This window comes from Allorhizobium pseudoryzae (assembly GCF_011046245.1).
GTDB classification, from domain to species: Bacteria; Pseudomonadota; Alphaproteobacteria; order Rhizobiales; family Rhizobiaceae; genus Neorhizobium; species Neorhizobium pseudoryzae.
The window spans coordinates 2,069,427-2,092,519 of record NZ_CP049241.1 but is presented as its reverse complement, the minus strand read 5'-3'; the positions used below and the strand labels follow the sequence as shown (position 1 = coordinate 2,092,519).

General features: G+C 62.5%; 21 protein-coding genes and 1 tRNA gene. 6 read left to right on the top strand and 16 right to left on the bottom strand.

Annotation, left to right across the window (positions count from 1 at the left end; genetic code table 11):
* From G6N78_RS10070 to G6N78_RS10060, 3 genes are read left to right on the top strand one after another with little or no spacing between them, the layout of a single operon-like run.
* A complete protein-coding gene (locus G6N78_RS10070; RefSeq protein ID WP_165217967.1) occupies nucleotides 1–822 on the top strand; it encodes an ABC transporter permease in 822 nt (273 codons plus the stop codon).
* Nucleotides 822–1,565, top strand: a complete 744-nt coding sequence (locus tag G6N78_RS10065) for an aspartate/glutamate racemase family protein (protein WP_165217965.1) — start codon at nucleotides 822–824, stop codon at nucleotides 1,563–1,565. The genes G6N78_RS10070 and G6N78_RS10065 overlap by 1 nt, the downstream gene beginning before the upstream one ends.
* Nucleotides 1,562–2,401 carry a GNAT family N-acetyltransferase gene (locus G6N78_RS10060; RefSeq protein ID WP_306416191.1) on the top strand — a complete coding sequence of 280 codons (840 nt, stop codon included), beginning with the start codon at nucleotides 1,562–1,564 and terminating at the stop codon, nucleotides 2,399–2,401. Before G6N78_RS10065 ends, G6N78_RS10060 begins: the two co-directional genes overlap by 4 nt.
* Here the strand turns inward: G6N78_RS10060 and G6N78_RS10055 are convergent, their stop codons facing one another.
* The 3 genes from G6N78_RS10055 to G6N78_RS10045 form a co-directional block, all read right to left on the bottom strand.
* Nucleotides 2,402–3,232 (bottom strand): universal stress protein, encoded by an 831-nt coding sequence (locus G6N78_RS10055; protein WP_165217963.1) that lies wholly within the window; start codon nucleotides 3,230–3,232, stop codon nucleotides 2,402–2,404.
* 108 nt (nucleotides 3,233–3,340) lie between these two features.
* Nucleotides 3,341–4,303 (bottom strand): 1-phosphofructokinase family hexose kinase, encoded by a 963-nt coding sequence (locus G6N78_RS10050; RefSeq protein WP_165217961.1) that lies wholly within the window; start codon nucleotides 4,301–4,303, stop codon nucleotides 3,341–3,343.
* A gap of 184 nt (nucleotides 4,304–4,487) precedes the next feature.
* Nucleotides 4,488–4,676 (bottom strand): hypothetical protein, encoded by a 189-nt coding sequence (locus G6N78_RS10045; RefSeq protein ID WP_165217959.1) that lies wholly within the window; start codon nucleotides 4,674–4,676, stop codon nucleotides 4,488–4,490.
* 389 nt (nucleotides 4,677–5,065) lie between these two features.
* Here G6N78_RS10045 and G6N78_RS10040 point away from each other — a divergent pair, with 389 nt between their 5' ends.
* Nucleotides 5,066–5,287 carry a helix-turn-helix domain-containing protein gene (locus tag G6N78_RS10040; protein WP_165217957.1) on the top strand — a complete coding sequence of 74 codons (222 nt, stop codon included), beginning with the start codon at nucleotides 5,066–5,068 and terminating at the stop codon, nucleotides 5,285–5,287.
* Nucleotides 5,288–5,440: 153 nt separating this feature from the next.
* On the opposite strand, the gene G6N78_RS10035 is transcribed toward G6N78_RS10040, so the two are convergent.
* The 3 genes from G6N78_RS10035 to G6N78_RS10025 form a co-directional block, all read right to left on the bottom strand.
* A tRNA-Met gene (locus tag G6N78_RS10035) sits at nucleotides 5,441–5,517 on the bottom strand.
* Between the two features lie 138 nt (nucleotides 5,518–5,655).
* Nucleotides 5,656–6,852 (bottom strand): tRNA 2-thiouridine(34) synthase MnmA, encoded by a 1,197-nt coding sequence (gene mnmA, locus G6N78_RS10030; RefSeq protein ID WP_165217955.1) that lies wholly within the window; start codon nucleotides 6,850–6,852, stop codon nucleotides 5,656–5,658.
* Nucleotides 6,853–7,008: 156 nt separating this feature from the next.
* Nucleotides 7,009–8,136, bottom strand: coding sequence for a mechanosensitive ion channel family protein (locus G6N78_RS10025; protein WP_165217953.1), 1,128 nt, complete (start codon nucleotides 8,134–8,136; stop codon nucleotides 7,009–7,011).
* 116 nt (nucleotides 8,137–8,252) lie between these two features.
* On the opposite strand from G6N78_RS10025, the gene G6N78_RS10020 reads away from it, so the two are divergent.
* Nucleotides 8,253–8,675, top strand: a complete 423-nt coding sequence (locus tag G6N78_RS10020) for a DUF1810 domain-containing protein (protein WP_165217951.1) — start codon at nucleotides 8,253–8,255, stop codon at nucleotides 8,673–8,675.
* 3 nt (nucleotides 8,676–8,678) lie between these two features.
* Here G6N78_RS10020 and G6N78_RS10015 read toward each other — a convergent pair whose 3' ends face one another.
* From G6N78_RS10015 to G6N78_RS10005, 3 genes are all read right to left on the bottom strand, one after another.
* On the bottom strand, nucleotides 8,679–9,698 hold the full coding sequence (locus G6N78_RS10015; RefSeq protein ID WP_165217949.1) for a Tim44 domain-containing protein: 1,020 nt from the start codon (nucleotides 9,696–9,698) through the stop codon (nucleotides 8,679–8,681).
* A 208-nt stretch (nucleotides 9,699–9,906) separates the two neighbouring features.
* Nucleotides 9,907–11,502 carry a phosphoglycerate dehydrogenase gene (gene serA / locus G6N78_RS10010; protein WP_165217947.1) on the bottom strand — a complete coding sequence of 532 codons (1,596 nt, stop codon included), beginning with the start codon at nucleotides 11,500–11,502 and terminating at the stop codon, nucleotides 9,907–9,909.
* A 149-nt stretch (nucleotides 11,503–11,651) separates the two neighbouring features.
* Nucleotides 11,652–12,830: a phosphoserine transaminase gene (locus tag G6N78_RS10005; protein ID WP_165217945.1), complete on the bottom strand. Its 1,179-nt coding sequence runs from the start codon at nucleotides 12,828–12,830 to the stop codon at nucleotides 11,652–11,654.
* A gap of 303 nt (nucleotides 12,831–13,133) precedes the next feature.
* Here G6N78_RS10005 and G6N78_RS10000 point away from each other — a divergent pair, with 303 nt between their 5' ends.
* Nucleotides 13,134–13,727, top strand: coding sequence for a DoxX family protein (locus tag G6N78_RS10000; RefSeq protein ID WP_165217943.1), 594 nt, complete (start codon nucleotides 13,134–13,136; stop codon nucleotides 13,725–13,727).
* Nucleotides 13,728–13,803: 76 nt separating this feature from the next.
* Here the strand turns inward: G6N78_RS10000 and G6N78_RS09995 are convergent, their stop codons facing one another.
* The 7 genes from G6N78_RS09995 to tolB all read right to left on the bottom strand — a co-directional run bounded on the left by G6N78_RS09995 (nucleotide 13,804) and on the right by tolB (nucleotide 23,074).
* Nucleotides 13,804–14,655, bottom strand: a complete 852-nt coding sequence (locus G6N78_RS09995) for an outer membrane protein (protein WP_165217941.1) — start codon at nucleotides 14,653–14,655, stop codon at nucleotides 13,804–13,806.
* A 220-nt stretch (nucleotides 14,656–14,875) separates the two neighbouring features.
* Nucleotides 14,876–16,228 (bottom strand): phosphoglucosamine mutase, encoded by a 1,353-nt coding sequence (glmM, locus tag G6N78_RS09990; RefSeq protein WP_165217939.1) that lies wholly within the window; start codon nucleotides 16,226–16,228, stop codon nucleotides 14,876–14,878.
* Between the two features lie 233 nt (nucleotides 16,229–16,461).
* Nucleotides 16,462–18,399: an ATP-dependent zinc metalloprotease FtsH gene (gene ftsH, locus G6N78_RS09985; RefSeq protein ID WP_165217937.1), complete on the bottom strand. Its 1,938-nt coding sequence runs from the start codon at nucleotides 18,397–18,399 to the stop codon at nucleotides 16,462–16,464.
* A 42-nt stretch (nucleotides 18,400–18,441) separates the two neighbouring features.
* Nucleotides 18,442–19,863: a tRNA lysidine(34) synthetase TilS gene (tilS, locus tag G6N78_RS09980; protein ID WP_165217935.1), complete on the bottom strand. Its 1,422-nt coding sequence runs from the start codon at nucleotides 19,861–19,863 to the stop codon at nucleotides 18,442–18,444.
* Nucleotide 19,864: 1 nt separating this feature from the next.
* Entirely contained in the window at nucleotides 19,865–20,848 is a 984-nt protein-coding gene (ybgF, locus tag G6N78_RS09975) for a tol-pal system protein YbgF (RefSeq protein WP_165217926.1), read from the bottom strand.
* Between the two features lie 193 nt (nucleotides 20,849–21,041).
* Complete coding sequence (pal, locus tag G6N78_RS09970; RefSeq protein WP_165217924.1) at nucleotides 21,042–21,578, bottom strand: peptidoglycan-associated lipoprotein Pal; 537 nt, start codon at nucleotides 21,576–21,578, stop codon at nucleotides 21,042–21,044.
* Between the two features lie 182 nt (nucleotides 21,579–21,760).
* The gene (gene tolB, locus G6N78_RS09965) at nucleotides 21,761–23,074 is read right to left on the bottom strand and encodes a Tol-Pal system beta propeller repeat protein TolB (protein ID WP_165217922.1); all 1,314 of its coding nucleotides are present in this window, start codon (nucleotides 23,072–23,074) and stop codon (nucleotides 21,761–21,763) included.
* Nucleotides 23,075–23,093: the final 19 nt, after the last annotated feature.

Sequence of the window (23,093 nt, the reverse complement as noted above, 5' to 3'; positions counted from 1 at the left end):
ATGTATGCCGACAAGCGCTCCCGCGAATTCTATATCCTCGCTGTCGTCTTTGCCCTTTTCGTGCTGTTTCTCTACGGCCCGCTTTCGGCGATCGTCATCCTCTCCTTTCAGGGCGAAAATGGCGGACTCACCTTTCCGCTGAACGGCGTTTCGCTGCACTGGTTCGCCAACCTCTTCGAAACACAGGCGGTGGGTGATTTCGGCGGCTCCTTCCGCCGCTCACTGGCGCTCGGGTTGATGGTGATGGTCGTGACGGTGGTGGTCTCGCTGCTGGCGGGTCTCGCCTTCCGCCGCAAGTTCGTCGGCGCCACACCGCTCTTCTATCTCTCGGTCGCAAGCCTCGTCGTGCCGTCGATCATCATCTCGCTCGGCATCGGCGTCCTTTTCTCGCAGCTTGGCCTGCAGCCGGCCTGGTATTCGTCCGCCTTCGGCGCGCATCTCACCTGGACGCTGCCCTTCGGCGTGCTGATCATGCTCGCCGTCTTCAACCGCTTTTCGCCCTCCTACGAGGAGGCAGCCCGTGACCTCGGCGCCACCTCCTGGCAGACGTTTCGCCATGTCGTTCTGCCGATGATCGCACCCTCGCTCGTCGGCGTCGGCCTCTTCGGCTTCACGCTCTCCTATGACGAATTCGCCCGGACGCTGATGACGTCCGGCACCTACAACACGCTGCCGCTCGAAATCTACGGCATGACGACGAATGTCACGACGCCGGTGCTGTATGCGCTCGGCACCGTCACCACCGTCTTTTCCTTCCTCGTGATTGCCGGCACGCTCGGCCTCATCGTGGCGCTCAACCGCCGCAGCCAGGCGCGCCGCTGATGCAAATCCTGCTGGTCAACCCGAATACCACGGCCACCATGACGGCAACCGCCGCCGATGCCGCGCGCCGTGTCGCCGCCCCCGGTACCGAGATCATCGCCGCCACCTCCTCCATGGGGCCGGTTTCGATCGAAGGCTATTACGACGAAGCGCTCGCCGTGCCGGGCCTGCTCCTGGAAATCGCCCGTGGCGAAAAGGCCGGCGCACAGGCCGCCATCATCGCCTGTTTCGACGATACCGGCCTTGATGCCGCGCGCGCACTCGCCGGCATTCCGGTCATCGGCATCTGCGAGGCGGCACTTGCCTCCGTCTCCTTCATCGCCCAGCGTATCACCATCGTCACGACGATGGAGCGCTCCCGCCTGCCGTTGGAGCATCTGGTGCATCGCTACGGCATGACGGGCCGCGCAAAAGTGCGCGCCGCCGATATTCCGGTCCTGTCGCTGGAAGATCCGCAGTCGAACGCCCGCGACCGGCTGCGCAACGAGATTGCCGCAGCACTGCGCGAGGACAAGGCGGAAGCGATCGTGCTCGGCTGCGCCGGCATGGCGGACCTGACGGCGGAGCTGCGCCGCGAATTCGGCGTGCCGGTGGTCGATGGCGTGGCGGCGGCGGTGAAGCAGGCCGAAGCCCTGATCACCATGGGACTTTCCACCGCCAAGCGCGGCGCCTATGCCTTTCCCATTTCCAAGCCCTATCACGGGCTGCTGGAACCGTTCGAACCGAAGGCGGTGACCGCATGATGCCAGCCGAGATCCGCCCCCTGACTCTGCCCGAGGTTGAAGAGCTTCTCGGCTGGGCAAAGGCGGAGGGCTGGAATCCGGGTCTGGCGGACGCTGCCCCCTTCCTTGCCGCAGACGAAGGCGGCTTCTTCGGCAGCTTCATCAATGGGCGGATGGTCGCGGGCATTTCCGCCGTCCGCTACGGCACGGATTTCGCCTTCATCGGCCTTTATATCAGCCGCCCGGACTGTCGTGGAAAAGGGTATGGCCGAGCGGTCTGGGATTATGCCATGGCCTCGCTTGATGGCCGCACCATCGGGCTTGACGGCGTGCCGGCCCAGCAGGGCAATTATGCGGCGATGGGTTTTGCGCCCGCCTATCGCACCTGGCGCTGGAGCGGGCGATTTCCGGCGCTCACCAGTGCATCCCGCGATATCGTCACCGTCACGGATGAGCGTCTCCCGGCAATCGATATCCTCGACCGCCGCGCCTTCCCCGCCCCGCGCCAGAATTTTCTGGCGGCATGGCTGAAGCCGCCGCGCATGGCACGCGCGCTGGTGCGGGATGGGACATTCTCAGGTTATGGGGTGCTGCGGCCCTGCCACGAGGGCTTCAAGATCGGCCCGCTGTTTGCGGAGACGCCGCGGGAGGCAGAACAGCTGTTTGCTGCTCTTGCCCGCGAGGCGGGACACGGCCTCATCTCGATCGACGTGCCGGAGGATCAGGCGGAGTTTTCCAACCATCTTGCCGGCTTCGGTTTTACCCGTGGTTTCGATACGGCACGAATGTATCGAGGCGCCCCTCCCCGCCTGGAAGAGCGCCTCGTCTTTGGCGTCACGACACTCGAACTGGGCTGATTACCTCGCAATCAGCACCGGTACCGGAGGGTTCTCCAGCATCGACTGTGTCACGCCGCCGAACACGCGCTCGCGCAGCCGCGAATGGCCATAGGCGCCCATGACGATGAGATCGGCGCCGATCTCGACCGCATGGTTTCTCAAAATATCCTCGACCGGACGACCGCCGCTCGGCAGTTGATCCACGGTCACGTTGACCCCGTGGCGGGCGAGGAAAGCCGCCACATCCGCGCCCGGTTCGCCGCCGCTTGCCTGATACGACGCGTCCGGATCGACGAGGACGACATGCACGCTCTCGGCATTGCTGAGGAAATCGATCGCCTCCCGTGCCGCACGGCCGGCTTCGGCGCGCGAATTCCAGGCAAGCATCACCGTCTTCACCTTCTCCACCGGCCGGTCGGCGCCGGGCAGCAGCAGCATCGGCCGCTGGGCATCGAAGACCGCGCCATCAACGACGGAATTGAGGATGGCCGAAACGGCTCGTGTCTTGTCGCCCATCACCACGAGATCGGTATAGAGGGCCCGGCGGAACACGGTATCGGCCAGGAAGGCCTTTTCGGTGTAATAACGCTCCAGATCGAAGGGAATGCCGGCGGTTTCGCAGGCGGCCTTGGCCTTGTCGGCGGCTTCGTGCAGCGCCTTGATATCCTCGACGCGATTGTCCAGCCAGGCGGTGCCGACCGGATAATCCCCCACCGTCGGCGGAAGCGACAGATCCACCGCCAGCACGGACAGATGCGCGCCGAGCTTCGTCGCTACCTCGATCGCCCGGTGAATGTCGGCCGCCTGATCCTTGCTGCCGATGACGGCTAGAACGGTCTTGAACAACATTGTCTTTCTCCTTGCAACTGCTCGGGCCTGACGGCCGGCTGCAGGCAAACTAGGCGAAGCAGCCCGCGCCCCTCTTGATCTTCGTCAAACTTCGACGAGAAATCTTGCTCAGCCTGCCGTCCAGCGTGCAGCCTGGGCCTCATGCTGATCGGCGCAGGCCTTGGCGTAGAGGCTGAGGATATCGGCCCGCCGGCAAAGCTCCGTGCCGGGCGTCATGACCGCCGCTGCACCCGCCGCAACGCCGAAGCGGAAAGCCTCCCGCATCCCCTGCCCCTGCGACAGCGCCCAGACCATGGCACCGACGAAACTGTCGCCCGCACCGACCGCCGAGCGGACCGGAACGGGGATTGCCGGCATGCGGAACACGCCCTCGGCATGGATCAGCATGGCGCCGTCTGCACCAAGCGTGAGCGCTACGTTCTCGACCGAACCACGCGCGACAAGGTCGCCGGCAAACTGGCTGGCGGCTTCGATGGAGAAACTTTGACCAGCGAGTTTCTCCAACTCGCTGAGACTGGGTTTGAACAGAAAGATGCCGCCCTCGTCCAGGGCCGCCGAGAGAACATCGCCGGAGGCATCCAGCACGAAGCGCGCACCGGTGCGCCGCGCGATCCTTGCCATGCGGGCATAGGTCTCCGCCGCAAGACCGCGCGGCAGGCTGCCGCTCGCCACGACAAAACGCGCCGGATGGGTCTCGAGAAAATCGAGCAGCGGCTGAAGCTCAGCCTCGCTGACGAGCGGTCCTTCGGGCACGAAACGATATTCCTGGCCGGTCTGCTGCTCGTAGACCATGAAGGCGATCCGCACATCGCCAGCCATCGGGAAGACGTGCACGCCGACAGGCAGCGCCTTTAACCCCGCCTCCAGAATGGTGCCGCTCGCGCCCCCGGAGAGCACCAGCGCATCCACAGCGCCACCGAGTTCCGCCACGACACGGGCCACATTGATGCCGCCGCCGCCAACATCGTGGCGCTGGTTGCGCACCCGCATCTTGTGGGTGGGCACGACCCGGTCCACCTCGTTCGACAGATCAAGTGTCGGATTGAGCGTAATGCACAGGATATCGGACATGCGCGCGCCTTTCAAAAACCAGCCTGCATCGCAGGATCAGGAACCGGGCAGCTTGGATGAAGCCGCCCATCCTTACATGGCTAACACGCAGGCACATGTTTTGTTTGATCCAGCGCAGCCGGATGACGGAATGAGGCACGGCCGGCGCTCGAACCGGCTGCCGCCATGCTGCAGTGCGAAAAGGTCAATAGACCGGATACATGCCCCAGAAAAAGCTTTCGGACGGCTCGACCGACCGCTCATCGTGCTTGACCTCATCCGCCTCCGGACGGGGTTCGTCTGTCGGCTGTGGTACGGCCGGCTGCTGACGCAGCATTGATCGTTCCGACAGACCGAAGAGATCGAAACCAAACAGAGTCAAACCACCAATCATAGTCGCAACTCCCAGTTTGATGGACATCCTGTACACGAAAGAGTGTCGTCTGACTTGCCACGTCCGTCAAGATCAACGGGGGAAATGCTTTGCCACGGCTTTGCCGGACCTGAGCATGACTTTCTCCGATCCTTGAGGCGGTCGAAATGCGCAATCAGAACGGGCGCGACGACTTATCCGACATCAAATGGTACGCAACAGGACCAAAAAACGCGTCTCAGGGCAACAAAATGGCGCCGCGGAGGCAGCGTGGGGCGATTGCTCTTTGACTCTTCAAAATTCAGGCCTATCTATGGTGCGCTGCGGCATGCGTTTATCAGCACCGCAACATCCTTTGCTGCTGATGCTTCATTTTCCGACTTCGGTCGGCACACCCAAAGGAGTGATCCATGACCATCTCTCAGACTGATTTCGATACAAAGAACTCCGTTTCCATTGCCTCGACCATTGCAGATGCACGACGCACCGCCGGCTATAGCCTGGAGGATCTCGCCATTGCCTGCGGATTGACCGTGCAGGAACTGGAAGTGATCGAGACCGGAGCGGATCTCGATCCCAGCCGTCTCCAGCGCGTGGCAGCAGCCCTCAAGCTGCGCTCGCTGACCATCTGATCCCAAGACCGGCAGGAGCGGGCAAAGGCCCGCTCTCGCACCTCCTCGACAGGGCTCTCCTTTGACACCTGCCGATGGCGCGCATGAAAAAAGGCGCTCCGGAAACCCGTGCGCCTTGTCGACCTGCCAAACTTTTCAAGCAGAAGACTGGAGTGGTAGCGGGGGGCGGACTTGAACCGCCGACCTTGGGGTTATGAATCCCACGCTCTAACCACCTGAGCTACCCCGCCACACCGCGCTTCGGTCCGCTTTCAAAAAGCGTCTCCGTCCGGCGCGATGGGGGGCTTATAGAGTGATGCTCAGACCAAAGTCAAGCACGCTTGCGTCAAAAAACTGTCGCTTTTCCGCAAGCTTGGAGAGAGGCGGCCTCAAGCTGCGACCGGTGTCGCAAGAAGTGCCTTCAGCGAGGCTTCCGCCTCCGCGGCGCGTTCCGAACGCTCGATGAAACCGCCGCCCCAGACGCGTGCATCGGCCCCTTCCGCCGAATAGAGCACGCAGGCCTGGCCCGATGCCACGCCCGCTTCGCCGATCGCAAGATCGACATAGATGCCCTTCTCGTCGGCAAAAAGCGTTGCCGGTGTCGGCGGACGGGTGGAACGCACCTTGGCGAAGCAGGCGAAACCCTGGCCCGCATCGTCTGCCAAGGCCCGGTCGCCGATCCAGTTCATGTCGCGCAGATAGACGCGGTGCGTATCGAGCGCCTCCTTCGGCCCGACGATGACACGGCGCGAGCGGGCGTCGAGATAGACGACGTAGAGCGGCTCGCCGGTGGCGACGCCCAGCCCCTTCCGCTGGCCGATCGTATAATGCACGATGCCTTCATGGCGACCGAGCACACGGCCATCGAGGTGCACGATCTCGCCGGCGAGCGCCGCATTCGGCTTCACCTTGCTGATGATGTCGGCATACTTTCCCTGCGGCACGAAGCAGATGTCCTGGCTGTCGGCCTTCTTGGCGACAACGAGCCCCATCTCCTCGGCAAGCAGCCGCACCTCGGCCTTCGACATGCCGCCGAGCGGGAAGCGCAGGTAATCGATCTGCTCCTGCGTGGTGGCAAACAGGAACCAGCTCTGGTCACGATCCGCATCGATCGGCCGGTAAAGCGCGCGGCGGTTCGGGTTGTCGACGGACGGATTGCGGCTGGAGCGGATATAATGGCCGGTTGCCAGCGCATCGGCGCCGAGCTCGCGGGCGGTCGCCAGAAGATCGGCGAACTTGACCGTCTGGTTGCAGGCCACGCAAGGCACCGGCGTTTCGCCCATGGCATAGGCTTCGGCAAACGGATTGATCACCGTTTCGCGGAACCGCTTTTCGTAGTCCAGAACGTAATGCGGAATGCCGAGCGTTTCCGAGACACGTCGCGCATCTTCGATATCCTGGCCGGCGCAGCAGGAACCGGCGCGGTGCACGGCCGCGCCATGATCGTAAAGCTGCAGCGTGATGCCGAGCACGTCATAGCCCTGGCGTTTCAGGAGCCCGGCCACCACTGAGGAATCGACGCCGCCCGACATGGCAACGACAATGCGCGTATCTTCCGGCTTCTTGTCAAAATCCAGCGTATTCACAGGAACTCTCTCGCTCGACACTGCCGCGCAACAACCAGCGCCGGCTCAAGCTCATTCTCGGTGGGCGGGGTCGGCCGCCCTTCATCTGAACCGCGGATATAGAAAGGACGCGACCAAAACGCAAGGTTTTCGGCATTTGCTCCGCTCAGTGACGGATCACGACTGCATCACCCGGGTAGCGCCGTCGCTCGCCGGCTGGGTGCGAAGCTCCTGGCCTTCGGCAAGCTCGGCCCGCACCTTGGGCAGCGAGGCCGGATAGTCCTGCTGGATGAAGGCAATCAGTTTTTCGCGCACCTCGCAGCGCAGATCGAACGCCTTGCCGGCATCGCTGGCGGAGACGAGGATGCGCACCTCCATCACGGCTTCGCGGAAATCGGTCACGGCGACATTCACCACCTGCCGGTCCCAAAGGGCGGAAGCGGCAGCAATCTCCTCGACCTTGCGACGGACGTCTGCGACGGGAACGGTATAATCCAGGTAGATCATCACGGTGCCGATCAGCGATGCGCCCTCCCGGGTCCAGTTCTGGAACGGCTTTTCGATGAAATAGCCGAGCGGCAGGATGAGGCGGCGCCAGTCCCAGAGTTTGACGACCACATAGGTCGAGGTGATTTCCTCCACCTTGCCCCACTCGCCTTCCACCAGCAGCGCGTCATCGATGCGGATCGGCTGGGTGATCGCCAGCTGAATGCCGGCGAACAGGTTCTTCAAAACCGGTTGAAGCGCCAGGCCAAGCACGATGCCGGCCACACCGGCAGACGCCATCAACGAGACGCCGTATTGACGCACCGCCGGAAACGTCATCAGCGCTGCCGACAGCGTAAACGCAATGATCAGCGTTGCCGCCACCCGTTCCATGATCCGCGACTGCGTGACATGTTTGCGCGCAAGCAGATTGTCTTCCGCGTCAAGCTTGAAACGCCTGAGGTAGACGGTGGTCCAGATATGCAGCGTGGTACGGGCCATCCAGCCGACGAGCACGATGAAACACAAAAGCAGGACATGCCGCAGAATACCGGTCTCACTGTCGCTGAGCGGCGCGATGGAGACGGCCGGCGCCATGACCCAGGTGACGATCGCAAGACGGAGCGGTCGCTCGGTGCGCGAGACCAGTGAGCGCCAGAAGAGATCGCGATTGGCGACGATGCGGGTCAGCAGCCGAAAGACTAAGCGGTGGATCAGCCAGCCGATCAAGACGGCGGCAATCAGCGTCATCATGCTCAGCAGCCAGTCGGGCAGCCAGCGGATCACCAGCTCGATTGTGTTTTCCAGACGTTGTTCCATGCGGCATGAATTAGGGTGCAATGCAGCAAGGAAAAGAGAACGGTGCTGACAAAAGGGTGAAGACACCGGCAACCGCCGTGGCAGAAAACCGTTGGGTCAAAGAAGGAGACCCCGCAATGACCGATGATCCGCACGACCTCTCCCGCTTTCTTTCCGCCCAGCAGCCGGTTTATGCGCAAGCGCTGCAGGAACTGAAGGATGGGCGCAAGCGCTCCCACTGGATGTGGTTCATCTTTCCGCAGATCCGGGGACTTGGTCATTCTCCGATGGCGGAGCGTTATGCGATCGTCAGTCGGGCGGAGGCCGAAGCCTATCTTGTCCATCCCCTGCTTGGAAAACGGCTTCTGGACTGCACCGACGCCATGCTGATCCATAAGCACCGCTCGGCGCATGCCATCCTCGGCTCGCCGGACGATCTCAAATTCCGCTCGTCGATGACACTGTTTGATGCGGTCAGCAAAAAGGGCTCAGCCTTTGGCCAAGCCCTTCTGCAATTTTATGATGGACAACCGGACGAAGCGACGCGCGCCCGGCTGTGACACTCAATCCGTGCCCTGGATGGCGGAGAGCTTCCACTCGCCGCCCGGCGCGCGCACGAAAGTCCAGATCTCGGTGCTTTCGCTCGCGGTTTCGGCATTGCCCTGCACCAGCTTGCCGGAGTTGCGGTTCAGCATGACGTCGATGCTTTCGTAGCGCAGCGCGACCGTGGCAAACTCCTTGCCGTCTTCGCGCCAGGCTTCAGCCAGATCACCCTGCAGCAGCTTCACGTCCTTCACCTCGTTGCGCAGGCCCTGGGTGGCGTTTTCACCCAGTTCTTCCGCGAGATAGGACATGGCTTCCGGCGTAGCGAGCGCGCGCAGCTTGGCGTAATCCTCGGCACCGTAGGCCGTCTGCACCTCGGTCAGCAGGCGCTCGAAGGCATCCAGATCCGCCGACGTGATGCCGATCTCGTCGGTCACGCCCGGCGCGCGCGGCTTGGTGGCAGCGGCTGCCGCCGCACCACCGGCCATCGAGCCCATCTGCGGGATCTTGAAACCGGACCCTTGCGCGTTCGGGGCCTGATAGGCATTGCGGCCCATGCCGCTGGCCGACTGGGCCGCCGGCTGCGAACGACGGGCGAACAGGCGCATCAGCAGGAAGATCGCGCCGCCGATCAGAAGCATCTGGAACATCAGGCCGAGCATGCCGGCAAGACCGCCAAAGCCATGGCCCATCAGCATGCCGAACAGGCCGCCGAGGAAAAGTCCGCCCAGAATGCCGCCCGCAAGACCGCCGAAGAGGCCGCGGCGCTGCTGCGGCTGGGCCGCGTTTTGCGGGCGCGCTGCATTCTGTGCTGCCGGATTTGTCGCCTGGTTCGGCGTCATCGTGCGCTGGATCGGGGCAGCCGGAGCCGGCGCCGTGCTGGTGGCGGGCGGCGCTGCAAACGTGCGCGTGCCGCGGCTGCCGAAACCACTCGAGCCGGCGCGGCGCGCCTCGGCATAGTCAACGGCAGCCAGAGACACCACCATCCCGATCGCCAACACCGATGCAGCATGCTTGAAGCGCCGAAGCGTCGAAAACATTTCTCTCTCCTCACAGTTCCGCTTTCCGCGGGTTATGGCTCCCATATAGCGATCAACGGTTGATGCTTTTAGGGGTTCGATCCGATTTTTCGGAATTGTGAGAAAAGTTGACCGGGAAACGGTGCCTTCCCAACCGGAAGCGACACGAAAAAGCCCGGCGCGAGGTTTCGCGCCGGGCTTTTCAAGTCTTGGGAGAGGTCGATCCCAATCAATCGACGTTGAAGGTCAGCGGCTTGGCCTGCTTGATCGCCGGATTGGCGGTCAGCTGGTCCAGAACCGCCTTGTCCACCTGGCCGTCAACATAGAGAAGCGCGATCGCATCGCCGGCTTCCTTTTCCCGGCCGAGCTGGAAGTTCGCGATGTTGACACCGGCATTGCCGAGGGTCGTGCCCATGAAGCCGATCATGCCCGGAACGTCGGTGTTGGAGATGTAGATCATGTTCTGACCGACATCCGCATCCAGGTTGATGCCCTTGATCTGGATGAAGCGCGGCTTGCCGTCGGAGAACACGGTACCGGCCACCGAGCGCGTCTGCTTCTCGGTCGTCACCGTCAGCTTGATGTAGCCGTCATAGACACCGGTCTTGTCGCGCTTGACCTCGGAAAGCACGATGCCCTTTTCCTTGATCATGATCGGCGCCGAAACCATGTTCACATCCGACACCTGGTTGCGGATGAGGCCGGCGAGCAGCGCCGAGGTGAGCGCCTTGGTGTTCATGGTGGCGGTGACGCCATCGTAGAGGATTTCGATCGCCTTGATCGGGTTCTCCGTCACCTGGCCGGCAAACGAACCCAGCACATCCGCCAGACGGATGAACGGCTTCAGGATCGGCGCTTCTTCCGCGGTGATCGAGGGCATGTTGATGGCGTTGGAAACGGCACCCTTAACCAGGTAGTCCGCCATCTGCTCGGCCACCTGCAGCGCCACGTTTTCCTGGGCTTCCGTCGTGGAGGCGCCAAGATGCGGGGTGCAGACGACGTTCGGCAGGCCGAAGAGCGGGCTTTCGGTGGCGGGCTCGACCTCGAACACGTCAAAGGCGGCACCGGCGACATGGCCGGACTTGATCGCTTCGGCGAGTGCTGCCTCATCAACCAGGCCACCACGGGCGCAGTTGACGATGCGCACGCCCGGCTTCGTCTTGGCGAGAGCCTCCTTGTTGAGGATTCCGCGGGTCTTGTCGGTCATCGGCACGTGCAGCGTGATGAAATCGGCCTTCGCCAGCAGTTCGTCCAGCTCGACCTTGGTAACACCCATTTCCTGGGCGCGCTCGGCCGACAGGAAGGGGTCATAGGCCAGAACATGCATCTTCAGCCCGATGGCGCGCGAGCAGACGATGGAGCCGATATTGCCGGCGCCGATGACGCCGAGCGTCTTGCCGGTGATTTCGACACCCATGAACTTCGACTTTTCCCACTTGCCGGCCTGGGTCGAGGAATCGGCAGCCGGGATCTGGCGGGCAACGGCAAACATCAGCGCGATGGCATGTTCGGCCGTCGTGATGGAGTTGCCGAACGGCGTGTTCATCACGATGATACCGCGCTTCGAGGCAGCCGGGATATCGACGTTGTCGACGCCGATACCGGCGCGGCCGACAACCTTCAGGTTTGTGGCAGCAGCAATCAGCTTTTCGGTGACCTTGGTCGCCGAGCGGATGGCAAGACCGTCGTAATTGCCGATGATTTCGGCAAGCTTGTCCTTGTCCTTGCCGAGCTTTGGCTGGAAATCGACTTCGACGCCGCGATCGCGGAAGATCTGGACGGCGGTTTCCGACAGTTCGTCGGACACGAGAACGCGAGGTGCCATGGTATGGGCTCCTTAAAGGGGTTCAGGCTGAAACCGTTCCGCCGTCATGCTCGGGCTTGTCCCGAGCATCTACGACCGATCGGTCTTGTTTATGGGATAAGATCCTCGGCACAAGGCCGAGGATGACGATGTCATGCGTTGAAAAAGGATCAGGCGGCGGCCTTGGCGAGCGCTGCCTTCTGGGTCTCAAAAGCCCAGATCAGCCACGGCATGAGGGCCTGCATGTCGGCGGTCTCGATGGTCGCACCGGCCCAGATGCGAAGGCCGGACGGCGCATCGCGGTAGGCGCCGATATCGAGCGCGACATTTTCCTTTTCGAGCAGCGCAACGACGCCCTTGGCAAAGGCTGCTTGGCTGTCGGCATCGAGTGCCACCACGTCCGCATCGACGATCTTGAGGCAGACCGAAGTGTTGGAACGGGTTGCCGGATCGACGGCCAGGTTGGCGATCCAGTCATTGGCATCGACGAAATCGAAGATGACCTTGGCATTGGCATCGGCCCGGGCGATCAGAGCCTCGAGGCCGCCGATCGACTTTGCCCAGTTCAGGGCATCGATATAGTCCTCGACGCAGAGCATGGAGGGCGTATTGATCGTCTCGCCGACGAAGATGCCTTCGATCAGCTTGCCGCCGGAGGTCATGCGGAAAATCTTCGGCAGCGGCCAGGCCGGAACATAGGTCGTCAGGCGCTCGACGGCACGCGGGGAGAGAATGATCACGCCGTGACCGCCCTCGCCGCCCAGAACCTTCTGCCAGGAGAAGGTCACGACGTCGAGCTTGGAGAAATCCATGTCCTGCGCGAACGCAGCCGAGGTGGCGTCGCAGATCGTCAGGCCCTTGCGGTCCGCCGGGATGAAATCGGCGTTCGGCACGCGCACGCCAGACGTCGTGCCGTTCCAGGTGAAGACGACGTCGCGGTCAAAATCGACCTGGGTCAGATCCGGCAGCAGGCCGTAATCGGCATTGAACTTGCGGACATCAGTAAGCTTCAGCTGCTTCACCACATCGGTGACCCAGCCGGCACCAAAGCTTTCCCAGGAGAGCATGTCCACGCCACGTTCGCCGAGCAGCGACCACATGGCCATTTCGACGGCGCCCGTATCGGAGGCCGGCACGATGCCGATGCGGTAATCCGTCGGCACGTTCAGAATTTCACGGGTAAGATCGATGGCCTGCTTCAGCTTCGTCTTGCCAACCTTGGCACGGTGCGAACGACCGAGCGGGGCATCAGAGAGAGCATCGAGCGTCCAACCGGGGCGCTTCGAGCAAGGGCCAGAAGAGAAATGGGTATTGTTCGGACGTACGTCCGGCTTCGCGATGTTCGCCATCTTGGCTATCCTTCCAGATAGAAAGCCCTTCGTTGGGGAAGGGTGTCCCGCCGTCGGTGTTAGTGGAACAGACCGATTTGGTCAAGTCGCAACCGGGACCGTCACTGTCTTTTTTGCGCAGGTCGCTGCAACGATCAAAAACTTGACCTGAATCAACAACAATAGATCGTGATTTTGTAGGATCAGGTATCGGCTGCGGGAACACCGATGCGGGCACGCGCGCCGGAAGAATGTCCGGAAGCAGGGAACGTGCGGACGAGACCCTATGACGAAACTATATTTGAACGCAAAGGATTACCCATCATGGCCATGAACACCACATTCACCACGCAAACGCAGACCACCGAAAACGGTCGGTTCTACTTGCCGTTCCTCGCCGGCTTCTATGAAAAGATTGCACAACCCTTCGCCTGGACTGCGTTCCGTGTCGCGATCGGCGGCATGCTGATGATCGAAGGCTATCCGAAAATCATGGCGCCGATGGCGCAGGTCGGCTTCGTCGAAAACCTCGGCTTCCATCCCGGCTGGCTGTGGTCGCCGACCCTGGCTGCCATGCAGTTCTTCGGCGGCGCATTGATTGCGCTTGGCCTCTTCACCCGCCCGGTCGCGCTCGCCAACGCTGTGATGCTGACAATCACACTGTGGTTCCACTTTGCCTATCCTTACGGCCACGCGTTCCTGACGAGCGACGGCATCGCGGCACTGAAGGCCGGCAGCCCATTCTTCACTCCCGAAGGGGCGAAGCGGCTGATGGATGGCGGCGTAACATTCCTGGAGCAGGTGCAGACGAAAGCGGAACTTGCCTCGCTCTTCTGGACAGGCGGCGCCTTCTTCTTTGCCGCCCATGGCGGCGGTGCCTGGTCAGTGGACAAGCTCTTGATGAAGCGCGAATTCTGATCCGACAGGGGATGAACGACACATGCAGAAAGGCCGCCCGAAAACTCCGGGCGGCCTTTCTGCTGTCTGGCAGATCTTACTTGTAGATGATCGGCGCCGGTGCCGGCTCTTCCGGAACGTAAGGCGTTGCGCAGCCGCCGAAGGTGTAACGGGCACCCACGCGTGCTTCGTGGACGTCGAAGCCCTTGTCGAAGCCCGGGCCGCCGTTCTGGGCGTAGCCGAACATGTCGCCGCCCTGGACGTGGCGATAACGATAACCGACATCCGCCTTCAGGTTGCAGGTGACATCGATCGTCGCACCGGCCATCAGAGCGTAGGTGAAGCGCCAGCTGCCCTTACCGCCGTGCTCGACGGTGGAATCGCAGCCCGAGCCATTGTCGGCGCAGGAGGTGTTGCGCAGCTTGTCCCACTTCACATAGGTGCCACCGAGACCGCCGCCGACATAAGGCGTGATGTAGCCATAGGTGCCGAGATCGACATAGGCGTTGGCGAGCAGGCTGTAGGCGCGCATGCTGGACGTGTCACGCGAGGTGCAGGGACCAACGCAAGCGCCGAACGATGCGCCGCTGCCCTTCGTCGAGCCTTCGAAATCGGTCTTGTTCAGGTAGTCGAAGGTCAGATCGGTGCGCAGATAGCTGTTGACCTGGTACCCCACACCGACGCCGAGCGTCAGACCGTCACGCAGCTTGGCAGTGTGAAAATCCGCCTTGGAGCCCGTATAATTGCCCTGGTAGAAATTCGCCCCGTCGAAATCGGTGAAACCGTAGCCGATATCGCCGCGCAGGTACCACCCGCTGGACGATTGCTGGACGGCGACTTCCGGAACATCATTGTAGATCGGTTCAGGCTGCGGCTGATAAAGGTCTGCCGAGTGCGCCGCGCTCGCTGCCAAGGCAATAGCAAGCGCGCCCATCAAGGTCTTGTTCATGGCTCCAACTCCAGGTTCGAAATGTGCGGCGCGCGAAGCGACGGTCGTCCTCAAATCTGAAGGTGATCATTAACGATAAAGGTTAAGGAGCACTTAAGGATAACAACCCGTAAAGGTTGAGCGCATCATTGTACGGCGCATGACGATCGAAAGACGAAAAAGGCCCGCACGCGGCGGGCCTTCGTCAGACATGTTTGGTTCAACGGCCGTCCTGCAGCGCTCAGGCGGCGGTGCGCACGTTCGAGATCGCACCAACGAGATCACCGACGATCCGTTCGATCTGGGCGCGGTCGTCACCTTCCGCCATCACCCGGATGAGCGGTTCGGTGCCGGAGGGACGGATGACGAGCCGCCCCCTCGCCCCAAGCTCCGCTTCCGCGCTCTCGATCGCCTGGCGCACGATGATATCCTCCAGCGGCTTTCCGCCGCCGATGCGGACATTGCGCAGAAGCTGCGGCACGGGCTCGAAGCGACGGCAGACCTCGCTGACCGAGAGACCCAGCCGCTTGACGCGGGCAAGAATCTGCAGCGCCGCAACAAGGCCGTCCCCGGTCGTGCCAAAATCAGACAGAACGAGGTGGCCGGACTGTTCGCCGCCGACATTGAAATCATGGTTGCGCATGTGCTCGACCACATAACGGTCGCCGACCTTGGTGCGCGCCAGTGTCAGGCCCTTGCCGTGCAGGAACCGCTCAAGCCCGAGGTTCGACATGACCGTTGCGACGATGCCGCCGCCCCGCAGCTTCTCGTCCTCGGCCCAGCTTTCGGCTATCACCGCCATCAACTGGTCGCCGTCGATAATGGCCCCGTTCTCATCGACAATGATGACGCGGTCGGCATCGCCATCGAGCGCGATGCCGATATCGGCCCGCACCTCATGCACCTTATTGCGGAGCGCCTCCGGGCTCGTCGAACCGCAGTCGAGGTTGATGTTCGTGCCGTTCGGCGTATTGCCGATGGTGACGACGTCGGCGCCGAGTTCCCACAGCGCTGCCGGTGCCACCTTGTAGGCCGCGCCATTGGCGCAGTCGATGGCGATCCTCAGACCCGACAGCGTGACGTCACGCGGCAGGGTGCGCTTGACGAATTCGATGTAGCGATAGATGTCGCCATCGACGCGCTTGGCCCGACCGATCTCGCTCGGCTTGGCGAGCTGCGAATAAAGATCCTTGTCGAGAAGCTCCTCGATCTCCAGCTCCAGCTCATCCGACAGCTTGTAGCCGTCGGGACCGAACAGCTTGATGCCGTTATCGGCAAACGGATTGTGCGAGGCCGAAATCATCACGCCGATATCGGCGCGCAGCGACCGGGTCAGCATGGCAACGGCCGGCGTCGGGATCGGACCCAGCAGGAAGACATCGAGACCGGCGGCAGTGAAGCCGGCCACCAGCGCATTCTCCAGCATGTAGCCGGACAGGCGCGTATCCTTGCCGATGACGACGCGATGGCGATGGTTGCCGCGCCGGAAGATGGTCCCCACCGCGATCCCCACCCGCATGGCGAGGTCCGGGGTCATGGGGAAAACGTTCGACTGTCCGCGAATGCCATCCGTGCCAAAGTAACGACGTGCCATACGTGCTCCTTGCGTGCTGCGCGCTCTTCATCGCGCGTCTTGTTTTGACGTCAGCCGGCACCATCGCGCCAGCATCCATGCTCGCTCTTGCCACAGAAACTCCGGGCCAGCATCTAAATTACCGTCAAAATCGATTATATCCCGTTACCGACGTTGCAATCTTTGCTGAAGATCAAGACGCAAAAGGCCGCCGGGTTGCCCCGACGGCCCTGATGTTCAGAAGGAGACAGGTCTCAGTGCGGCTGGGGTTCCAGCCCGCTTTCCGGCTCTCCGTCGCTCTTCGGCTCGTCCCGCTTGGGGCCGGCCTTCGGTACGGCGGATCCGCGGGCCGTCGGCGTGTCGTCGCCGGCATCGCGGGAGGGCTTTTCGCCCCTCAGCAACGCCTTGATTTCCTCACCGGACAGCGTCTCGTATTCGAGAAGACCTTCCGCCAGCGTGACGAACTCGTCGTGCTTTTCGGTCAGGATCCGGCGCGCCTCGGTATAGGCCTCGTCGATGAGGCGGCGGACTTCCGTGTCGATCTTCTGGGCCGTGGCTTCAGAAACGTTCTTCGACTGCGACACCGAATGGCCGAGGAAGACCTCCTGCTGGTTCTCGCCGTAGGCAACCTGGCCGAGGATATCGGAAAAGCCCCACTGGGTCACCATGGCGCGGGCGAGCTTCGTGGCCTGCTCGATATCCGAGGAGGCACCGGAGGTGATGTTCTCCTTGCCGAAGGTCAGTTCTTCGGCAACGCGTCCGCCCATCATGATGACGAGACGCGAGACCATCCACTTGTAGCTCATCGAGTAGCGGTCGCCTTCCGGCAGCTGCATGACCATGCCGAGCGCACGACCGCGCGGGATGATCGTTGCCTTGTGCAGCGGGTCGGCGACCGGCACTTCAAGGGCCGTGATGGCGTGGCCCGCTTCATGGTAGGCGGTGAGCTTCTTCTCGGCTTCGGTCATGGCAGACGAGCGGCGTTCGGCGCCCATCATGATCTTGTCCTTGGCGTCCTCGAATTCCTGCATGGTGACCAGACGCTTGTTGCGGCGGGCGGCCATCAGGGCGGCTTCGTTGACGAGGTTCATCAGGTCCGCACCGGAGAAACCGGGAGTACCGCGGGCCAGAACCTTGAGATCGACATTCGGGGCGAGCGGCACGTTGCGCGCATGCACCTTGAGGATGCGCTCGCGACCGACGATATCCGGGTTCGGAACGACGACCTGGCGGTCGAAACGGCCGGGACGCAGAAGCGCCGGGTCGAGAACGTCGGGGCGGTTGGTCGCAGCGATCAGGATGATGCCTTCATTGGCTTCGAAACCATCCATCTCGACCAGCAACTGGTTCAGCGTCTGTTCGCGCTCGTCATTGCCGCCGCCGAGACCGGCGCCGCGGTGACGACCGACAGCATCGATTTCGTCGATGAAGATGATGCAGGGCGCATTCTTCTTGGCCTGCTCGAACATGTCGCGGACGCGGCTTGCACCGACACCGACGAACATTTCGACGAAGTCCGAACCGGAAATCGTGAAGAAGGGAACATTGGCTTCACCGGCCACTGAGCGGGCGAGGAGCGTTTTACCCGTGCCCGGAGGGCCAACCAGCAACACGCCGCGCGGAATACGTCCGCCAAGCCGCTGGAACTTCTGCGGATCGCGCAGGAATTCAACGATTTCCTCAAGATCCTGCTTGGCTTCATCGACGCCGGCGACGTCGTCAAAGGTGACGCGGCCATGCGCTTCCGTCAGAAGCTTTGCCTTCGACTTGCCGAAGCCCATGGCGCCGCGCGAACCACCCTGCATCTGGCGCATGAAGAACAGCCAGACGCCGAGGATCAGCAGCATCGGCAAAAGGGTGCCGATATAGCTGAGGAAGCCGGACGAACCATCGGTTTCCGGGCGGGCGGCAATCGTCACGTTCTTGGACTGGAGCCGATCGATCAGGCCATCATCCACGACGGGGGAATAGGTCTGGAAGCCAGCACCGCTGTCGCTATAGGTGCCCGTGACGCGGTTGCCGGTGACCATGACGTCACGCACGCGACCGGAATCAACGTCGCGCAGGAATTGCGAATACGCGATTTCTCGTGAGCTCGTTTGTGTGGGCGCCGTCTGGAACATGCTGAACAGAGCGATCAGCAACAGGGCGATTATCGCCCAGAGGGCGAAATTACGAAAGTTTGGGTTCATCGAACTCCCCGGACAATAACGCCTGCTCTGGAGGCAGCCGTCTTACTTGCCGTCTAACATAGGATCGCGACAAGGCGTTGCCAAGGCAACACCACTCAGTCCTGATGTTTTACGCATGAAAACGTTAAGCGGCGATGGCGGAAATTCATCCAGTCCCGCCTGTTTTGCCAGTGATATCGCAAGTTTCAGATCGAATTGCGGCAAGAAGCGATCGTATGGCCCGAGAAGAGGCCTGATCCCCGTGCGTCCGTTTGCCGCCGCCTCGTCCGGGATCACCTGCGGAAGCGACCGGTAAGCTTGCAACGCCACACTGCCCGGCAGCAAGGGAAAGGCATCGCGCGCCGCGTCACGATCCGCGGCATGCGGGCCAATGGTCAGCGCTTCGGTTCCTGCATTCGTCACGCAGAAGCGGTCGTCCCATCGCACCGCCTCACCCGGCAGGACCGCCTGTTCAGGCAGGTTGCGGCTTTCCCGCACGAGGAAGAGATGGTCACGACGCCAATCGAACACGACGCGCCCAGCCGTCATCCGCCCTGCCCTGCCGCTTTTCAGAAATGCCGCAAGGCGCGTGAGGCTGCCCCGCGAGGGTGCATGTGGGCGCCCGCCCACCACGGCCGCAAGAGCGCCGAGCGCATGCATCCAGACCGTCTCGTCAGTGTGGAGCATGGTTGTGGACAGCGCGGCGGCGACCCCGCGGTGGAAGGTCAGGTGCTCGTCAAGCAGCTGCGATGCCGCATCCCCCAGTGCCGCGCGCTGCAGGGAAGCGGCGGAAATGTCGGCAAGATGCGCACGCACCTCCTCGTCGCCGAGCCGGAGATCGGCGCGCAGACGCGCCCGTTCGAAGCGGGGATCGGTATTGCTCGGATCATCGACCCAGCCGATCCCGGCGTCCGACAGACAGTTCCTGATCGCCTGCCGGCGCGAGGCGAGCAGAGGCCTGCTGAGCCAGACAGCGTGATTGATCAGCACCGAGGGCGCCATGCCGGAAAGGCCGGGAGTGCCCTCGCTTCCCGGGCGTCCGGCGCGCATCAGCACCGTCTCGATCTGGTCATCCAGCGTATGGCCGGTGACGATCAGGCTCGCCCGTTCCGCCATGGCGATCCGGCACAGGCGGTCGTAGCGCGCCTCGCGCGCAGCGGCAGAGAGACCGCCTGTCGGCTTGATGCCGTCCCAGCGATCGATGATATGGCGGATACCGAGCGCTTCGCAGAAACGGGCGACGTCACGGGCTTCCGCCGCCGATTGCGGCCTCAGCGCATGGTCGATGGTGACTGCCAGCAGATCCAGTTGGGCACCCATCGAGGCGGACAATTGATGCAGGAGATATAAAAGGCCAAGCGAATCGCTGCCACCGGAGACGGCGACGAGGATACGTGCAGACCTGGAGAGATCCGCCAGGAAGCGTGTCACGGCCTCGACCGGCGAAAGCGGCGACGGGCCATGTGCCTGCGCCGGACCGGTCACGTCAGCAGCTCAGCCGCTTCTGTTCACTCGCGACCTTGCCCAGAACCGGCTTGGAGGCGTTGGGGTAACGCTTGCCCACTTCGCGCAACGTCGCGCAGGCGGTATCGCGGTTGTCGAGCGCGGCAAGCGACATGCCGAGCTTCAAGAGCATTTCCGGTGCCTTGGGCGAGGTGGAATAGGTCTGGTGTGCGTTGAGGAAGGTTTTGGCCGCGTCGCTGTACTTGCCCTGCGAATACTGCGCCTCGCCCAGCCAGAAATTGGCATCCGCCGCGCGCGCGCTTTTCGGGAAGCTCTGCAGATACTGGGTGAACTCGCTTTCGGCGAGCTTGTAGTCGCCCGAGAGCACATGATTGTAGGCGCCGCGATAGGCGTCGCTTTCGTTACCCAGCGAGGCGGTCTGCTGTTCGGCAGGTTTTGCGGAAGGGCCGAGATCGACACCCGGCAGCTCGGACGAATTGCGGGTGGCCTTGTTGATGTTCGCACCAACGGGCTGTCCGCTCTTGTCCACCTCAAGCGAACCGAGCGTCGTCTGGCCCGGCGCCGTCTGGCCGGCTGAGGCGCCAGGACGAGAGGCGCCGGCCACCGGCGGCGCGCTCTCGATGATCGCCCCTACCTGATCGCTACTGTTTTTTTTTGAGCCGGCTGCCGGAGCGGCAGCGACTGAGGGAGCAGAGGTGCTTCCCGAGCGGCTCTTTTCGAGCTCCTGGAACCGGAACTCGTTGTCTTCCTGTGTCTTGCGCATCTGCTCCTGCATCTGCAGCAGCTGGAAGCTCATTTCCTCGACACGCCCGTTCAGCTGGCGGATTTCTTCCTGCAGCTGCTGAATGCGCACGGCATCGCCCGCGCTCTGCGCACGCACGACCGGCGCCTGCTGCGGCGCAACGGGCCGCTGCCCGCCCTGGAAGACGTCGGAAAGGGTGAAGGCAGATGCCGTTCCGCCCATGGCGGCAAAACCCAGTGCGGTTGCCAAGACAAATCTGTTCATGTGTTTCGTCCTGCTCATCCTGAAGCTGCTCCCTTGAAGCGCAGACAGATGGTCCTTCGAATAGCTCGCAGAAGAATAACCATGTCAAAACCTCAACAACAGGCCAAGTTCGGCCAAACTATGAAGAGGCTATGTCTGGTTGAAAAGAAAAAGGCGACCCTCGGCCGCCTTTCCCTATGCCATCGGCGGCTGATCAGGAACCGGCGCCACCGAGAACGGTGACGGCGCGGCGGTTCTGAGACCAGCACGAGATGTCGTCGCACACCGCAACCGGGCGCTCCTTGCCGTAGGAAATGGTGCGCATGCGGTTGGCCGGAACACCACGCGAGGCGAGGTAGTCACGGGTCGCAGCCGCACGACGGGCACCGAGTGCAAGGTTGTATTCGCGCGTGCCGCGTTCGTCGGCATGGCCTTCGACGGTGATTGCGTAGTTCGGGTAGCGCATCAGCCACTGCGCCTGACGGTCGAGCGTCTGCTGGGCATCGGCGCGGATCGACGAGGAATCGGTGTCGAAGAAGATGCGGTCGCCGACGTTGACGGTGAAGTCCTGCGAGGAACCCGGGGTCGCGGCACCGGCGCCGGCGCCGAGGCCAAGCTCGCCGGCACTGTTCGGCATGTTCTTCTTGTTGGCGCAGCCAGCCAGTGCAAGAGCAAGCGTCAGTGCGATAACGGCCGGATTACGGGCCAGGTTCTGCATGCGGCTCATGGCCGGGGTGTGGTTGCGGCTCATCGCCGGTCTCTCCTTGATCACAAATAGGAAGCGGGGTCTGGGATTTTATCGTTTCCGGACTGTATGCTTTCCTGGTTAACCCATTCCCAACCAGTATGGTTAACAGGATGTGAAGATCAGCTATCATGCCGAATTCTCAGGAGAATGCGGCATGACCATGGCACATGGTCCGAATGTTGCCGTTATTCGAGCAGCGGCGACCAGGCCGGGTCGGATGCAAAGGCCGGCGTCTTGATCAGCTGCTCGTTGTAACCGGTCAGGTCGATCGAGTAGAGCTGCGGCCCACCGGCACCGGATGCCTGGCGGAAGAACATCAGCACGCGGCCGTTCGGCGCCCAGGTGGGGCCCTCGTTGTGGAAGCCGCTCGTCAGGATACGCTCGCCGGACCCGTCCGGCTTCATCACGCCGATCGAGAACTTGCCGCCGGACTGCTTGGTGAAGGCGATCAGATCCCCGCGCGGCGACCAGACCGGTGTCGAATAGGCGCCGTCGCCGAAGGAAATGCGGGTCTGGCCCGTGCCGTCGGCATTCATCACGTAGAGCTGCTGGCGTCCGCCGCGGTCGCTTTCGAAGGCGATCCGCGAACCGTCCGGCGAATAGGAGGGCGAGGTATCGATCGCCGCCGTGCTCGTCAGACGCGTGGTCGTGCGCGAGCGCAGGTCCATCGTATAGATGTTCGAATTGCCATCCTGCTGCAGGCTCATGATGACCTTCTGGCCATCCGGAGAGAAGCGCGGCGAGAACGTCATGCCCGGGAAGTTGCCGACCACCTCGCGCTGTCCCGTCTCCAGCTGGAGCAGGTAGACGCGCGGCTGCTGGCCCTCGAATGACATATAGGTCACTTCCTGGCGGTTCGGCGAAAACCGCGGCGTCAGAACGATGTTCTTGGCATCCGTCAGCATGCGCACGTTGAACCCGTCCTGGTCCATGATCGCCAGCTGGCGCTGGCGGGCGGTCTTCGGTCCGCTTTCCGAAACGAAGACGACGCGGGTATCGAAATAGCCCTTCTCGCCGGTGATCTTTTCATAGATCGCATCGGCGATGATGTGGGCGACGCGGCGCCAGTTTTCCGGCTGGGTGAAGAACTGCTGGCCGGTCATCTGCTGGCCGGCATAGGTATCCCACAGGCGGAATTCGGCACGCAGGCGGCCATCGCCTTCCCGCGTCACGCGGCCGGTCACCAGGGCCTGGGCGTTGATCGCCTTCCAGTCCTCAAACCGCGGCATCTGGTTGGGATCGGAGATCTTCTGGATGAAGGCGGCCTTGTTGATCGGCGCAAACAGACCCGACCGCTGCAGGTCGGCGGCAATGACGCTCGACACCTGGGCGCCGAGATCCCCACTCGACTGGAAGTCGGTGATCGCGATCGGCAGCGGCTGGACATTGCCCTTGTTGATGTTGATCACGACCTCGGCCTTGGCCGCAGTCACGACCGCAGAGGCGGTCAGCAGGCTCGCCGCCACCATCACGGCACGGAGAAGAAAACTCTTGATCATTGAGACAAGCCTTTCAGCT

What these genes read in the sequence shown, in the direction of transcription:
- G6N78_RS10070 (WP_165217967.1), top strand. Translation starts at nt 1, where the DNA reads ATGTATGCCGACAAGCGCTCCCGCGAATTCTATATCCTCGCTGTCGTC.
- G6N78_RS10065 (WP_165217965.1), top strand. Translation starts at nt 822, where the DNA reads ATGCAAATCCTGCTGGTCAACCCGAATACCACGGCCACCATGACGGCA.
- G6N78_RS10060 (WP_306416191.1), top strand. Translation starts at nt 1,562, where the DNA reads ATGATGCCAGCCGAGATCCGCCCCCTGACTCTGCCCGAGGTTGAAGAG.
- G6N78_RS10055 (WP_165217963.1), bottom strand. Translation starts at nt 3,232, where the DNA reads ATGTTGTTCAAGACCGTTCTAGCCGTCATCGGCAGCAAGGATCAGGCG.
- G6N78_RS10050 (WP_165217961.1), bottom strand. Translation starts at nt 4,303, where the DNA reads ATGTCCGATATCCTGTGCATTACGCTCAATCCGACACTTGATCTGTCG.
- G6N78_RS10045 (WP_165217959.1), bottom strand. Translation starts at nt 4,676, where the DNA reads ATGATTGGTGGTTTGACTCTGTTTGGTTTCGATCTCTTCGGTCTGTCG.
- G6N78_RS10040 (WP_165217957.1), top strand. Translation starts at nt 5,066, where the DNA reads ATGACCATCTCTCAGACTGATTTCGATACAAAGAACTCCGTTTCCATT.
- G6N78_RS10025 (WP_165217953.1), bottom strand. Translation starts at nt 8,136, where the DNA reads ATGGAACAACGTCTGGAAAACACAATCGAGCTGGTGATCCGCTGGCTG.
- G6N78_RS10020 (WP_165217951.1), top strand. Translation starts at nt 8,253, where the DNA reads ATGACCGATGATCCGCACGACCTCTCCCGCTTTCTTTCCGCCCAGCAG.
- G6N78_RS10015 (WP_165217949.1), bottom strand. Translation starts at nt 9,698, where the DNA reads ATGTTTTCGACGCTTCGGCGCTTCAAGCATGCTGCATCGGTGTTGGCG.
- serA (WP_165217947.1), bottom strand. Translation starts at nt 11,502, where the DNA reads ATGGCACCTCGCGTTCTCGTGTCCGACGAACTGTCGGAAACCGCCGTC.
- G6N78_RS10005 (WP_165217945.1), bottom strand. Translation starts at nt 12,830, where the DNA reads ATGGCGAACATCGCGAAGCCGGACGTACGTCCGAACAATACCCATTTC.
- G6N78_RS10000 (WP_165217943.1), top strand. Translation starts at nt 13,134, where the DNA reads ATGGCCATGAACACCACATTCACCACGCAAACGCAGACCACCGAAAAC.
- G6N78_RS09995 (WP_165217941.1), bottom strand. Translation starts at nt 14,655, where the DNA reads ATGAACAAGACCTTGATGGGCGCGCTTGCTATTGCCTTGGCAGCGAGC.
- glmM (WP_165217939.1), bottom strand. Translation starts at nt 16,228, where the DNA reads ATGGCACGTCGTTACTTTGGCACGGATGGCATTCGCGGACAGTCGAAC.
- ftsH (WP_165217937.1), bottom strand. Translation starts at nt 18,399, where the DNA reads ATGAACCCAAACTTTCGTAATTTCGCCCTCTGGGCGATAATCGCCCTG.
- ybgF (WP_165217926.1), bottom strand. Translation starts at nt 20,848, where the DNA reads ATGAACAGATTTGTCTTGGCAACCGCACTGGGTTTTGCCGCCATGGGC.
- pal (WP_165217924.1), bottom strand. Translation starts at nt 21,578, where the DNA reads ATGAGCCGCAACCACACCCCGGCCATGAGCCGCATGCAGAACCTGGCC.
- tolB (WP_165217922.1), bottom strand. Translation starts at nt 23,074, where the DNA reads ATGATCAAGAGTTTTCTTCTCCGTGCCGTGATGGTGGCGGCGAGCCTG.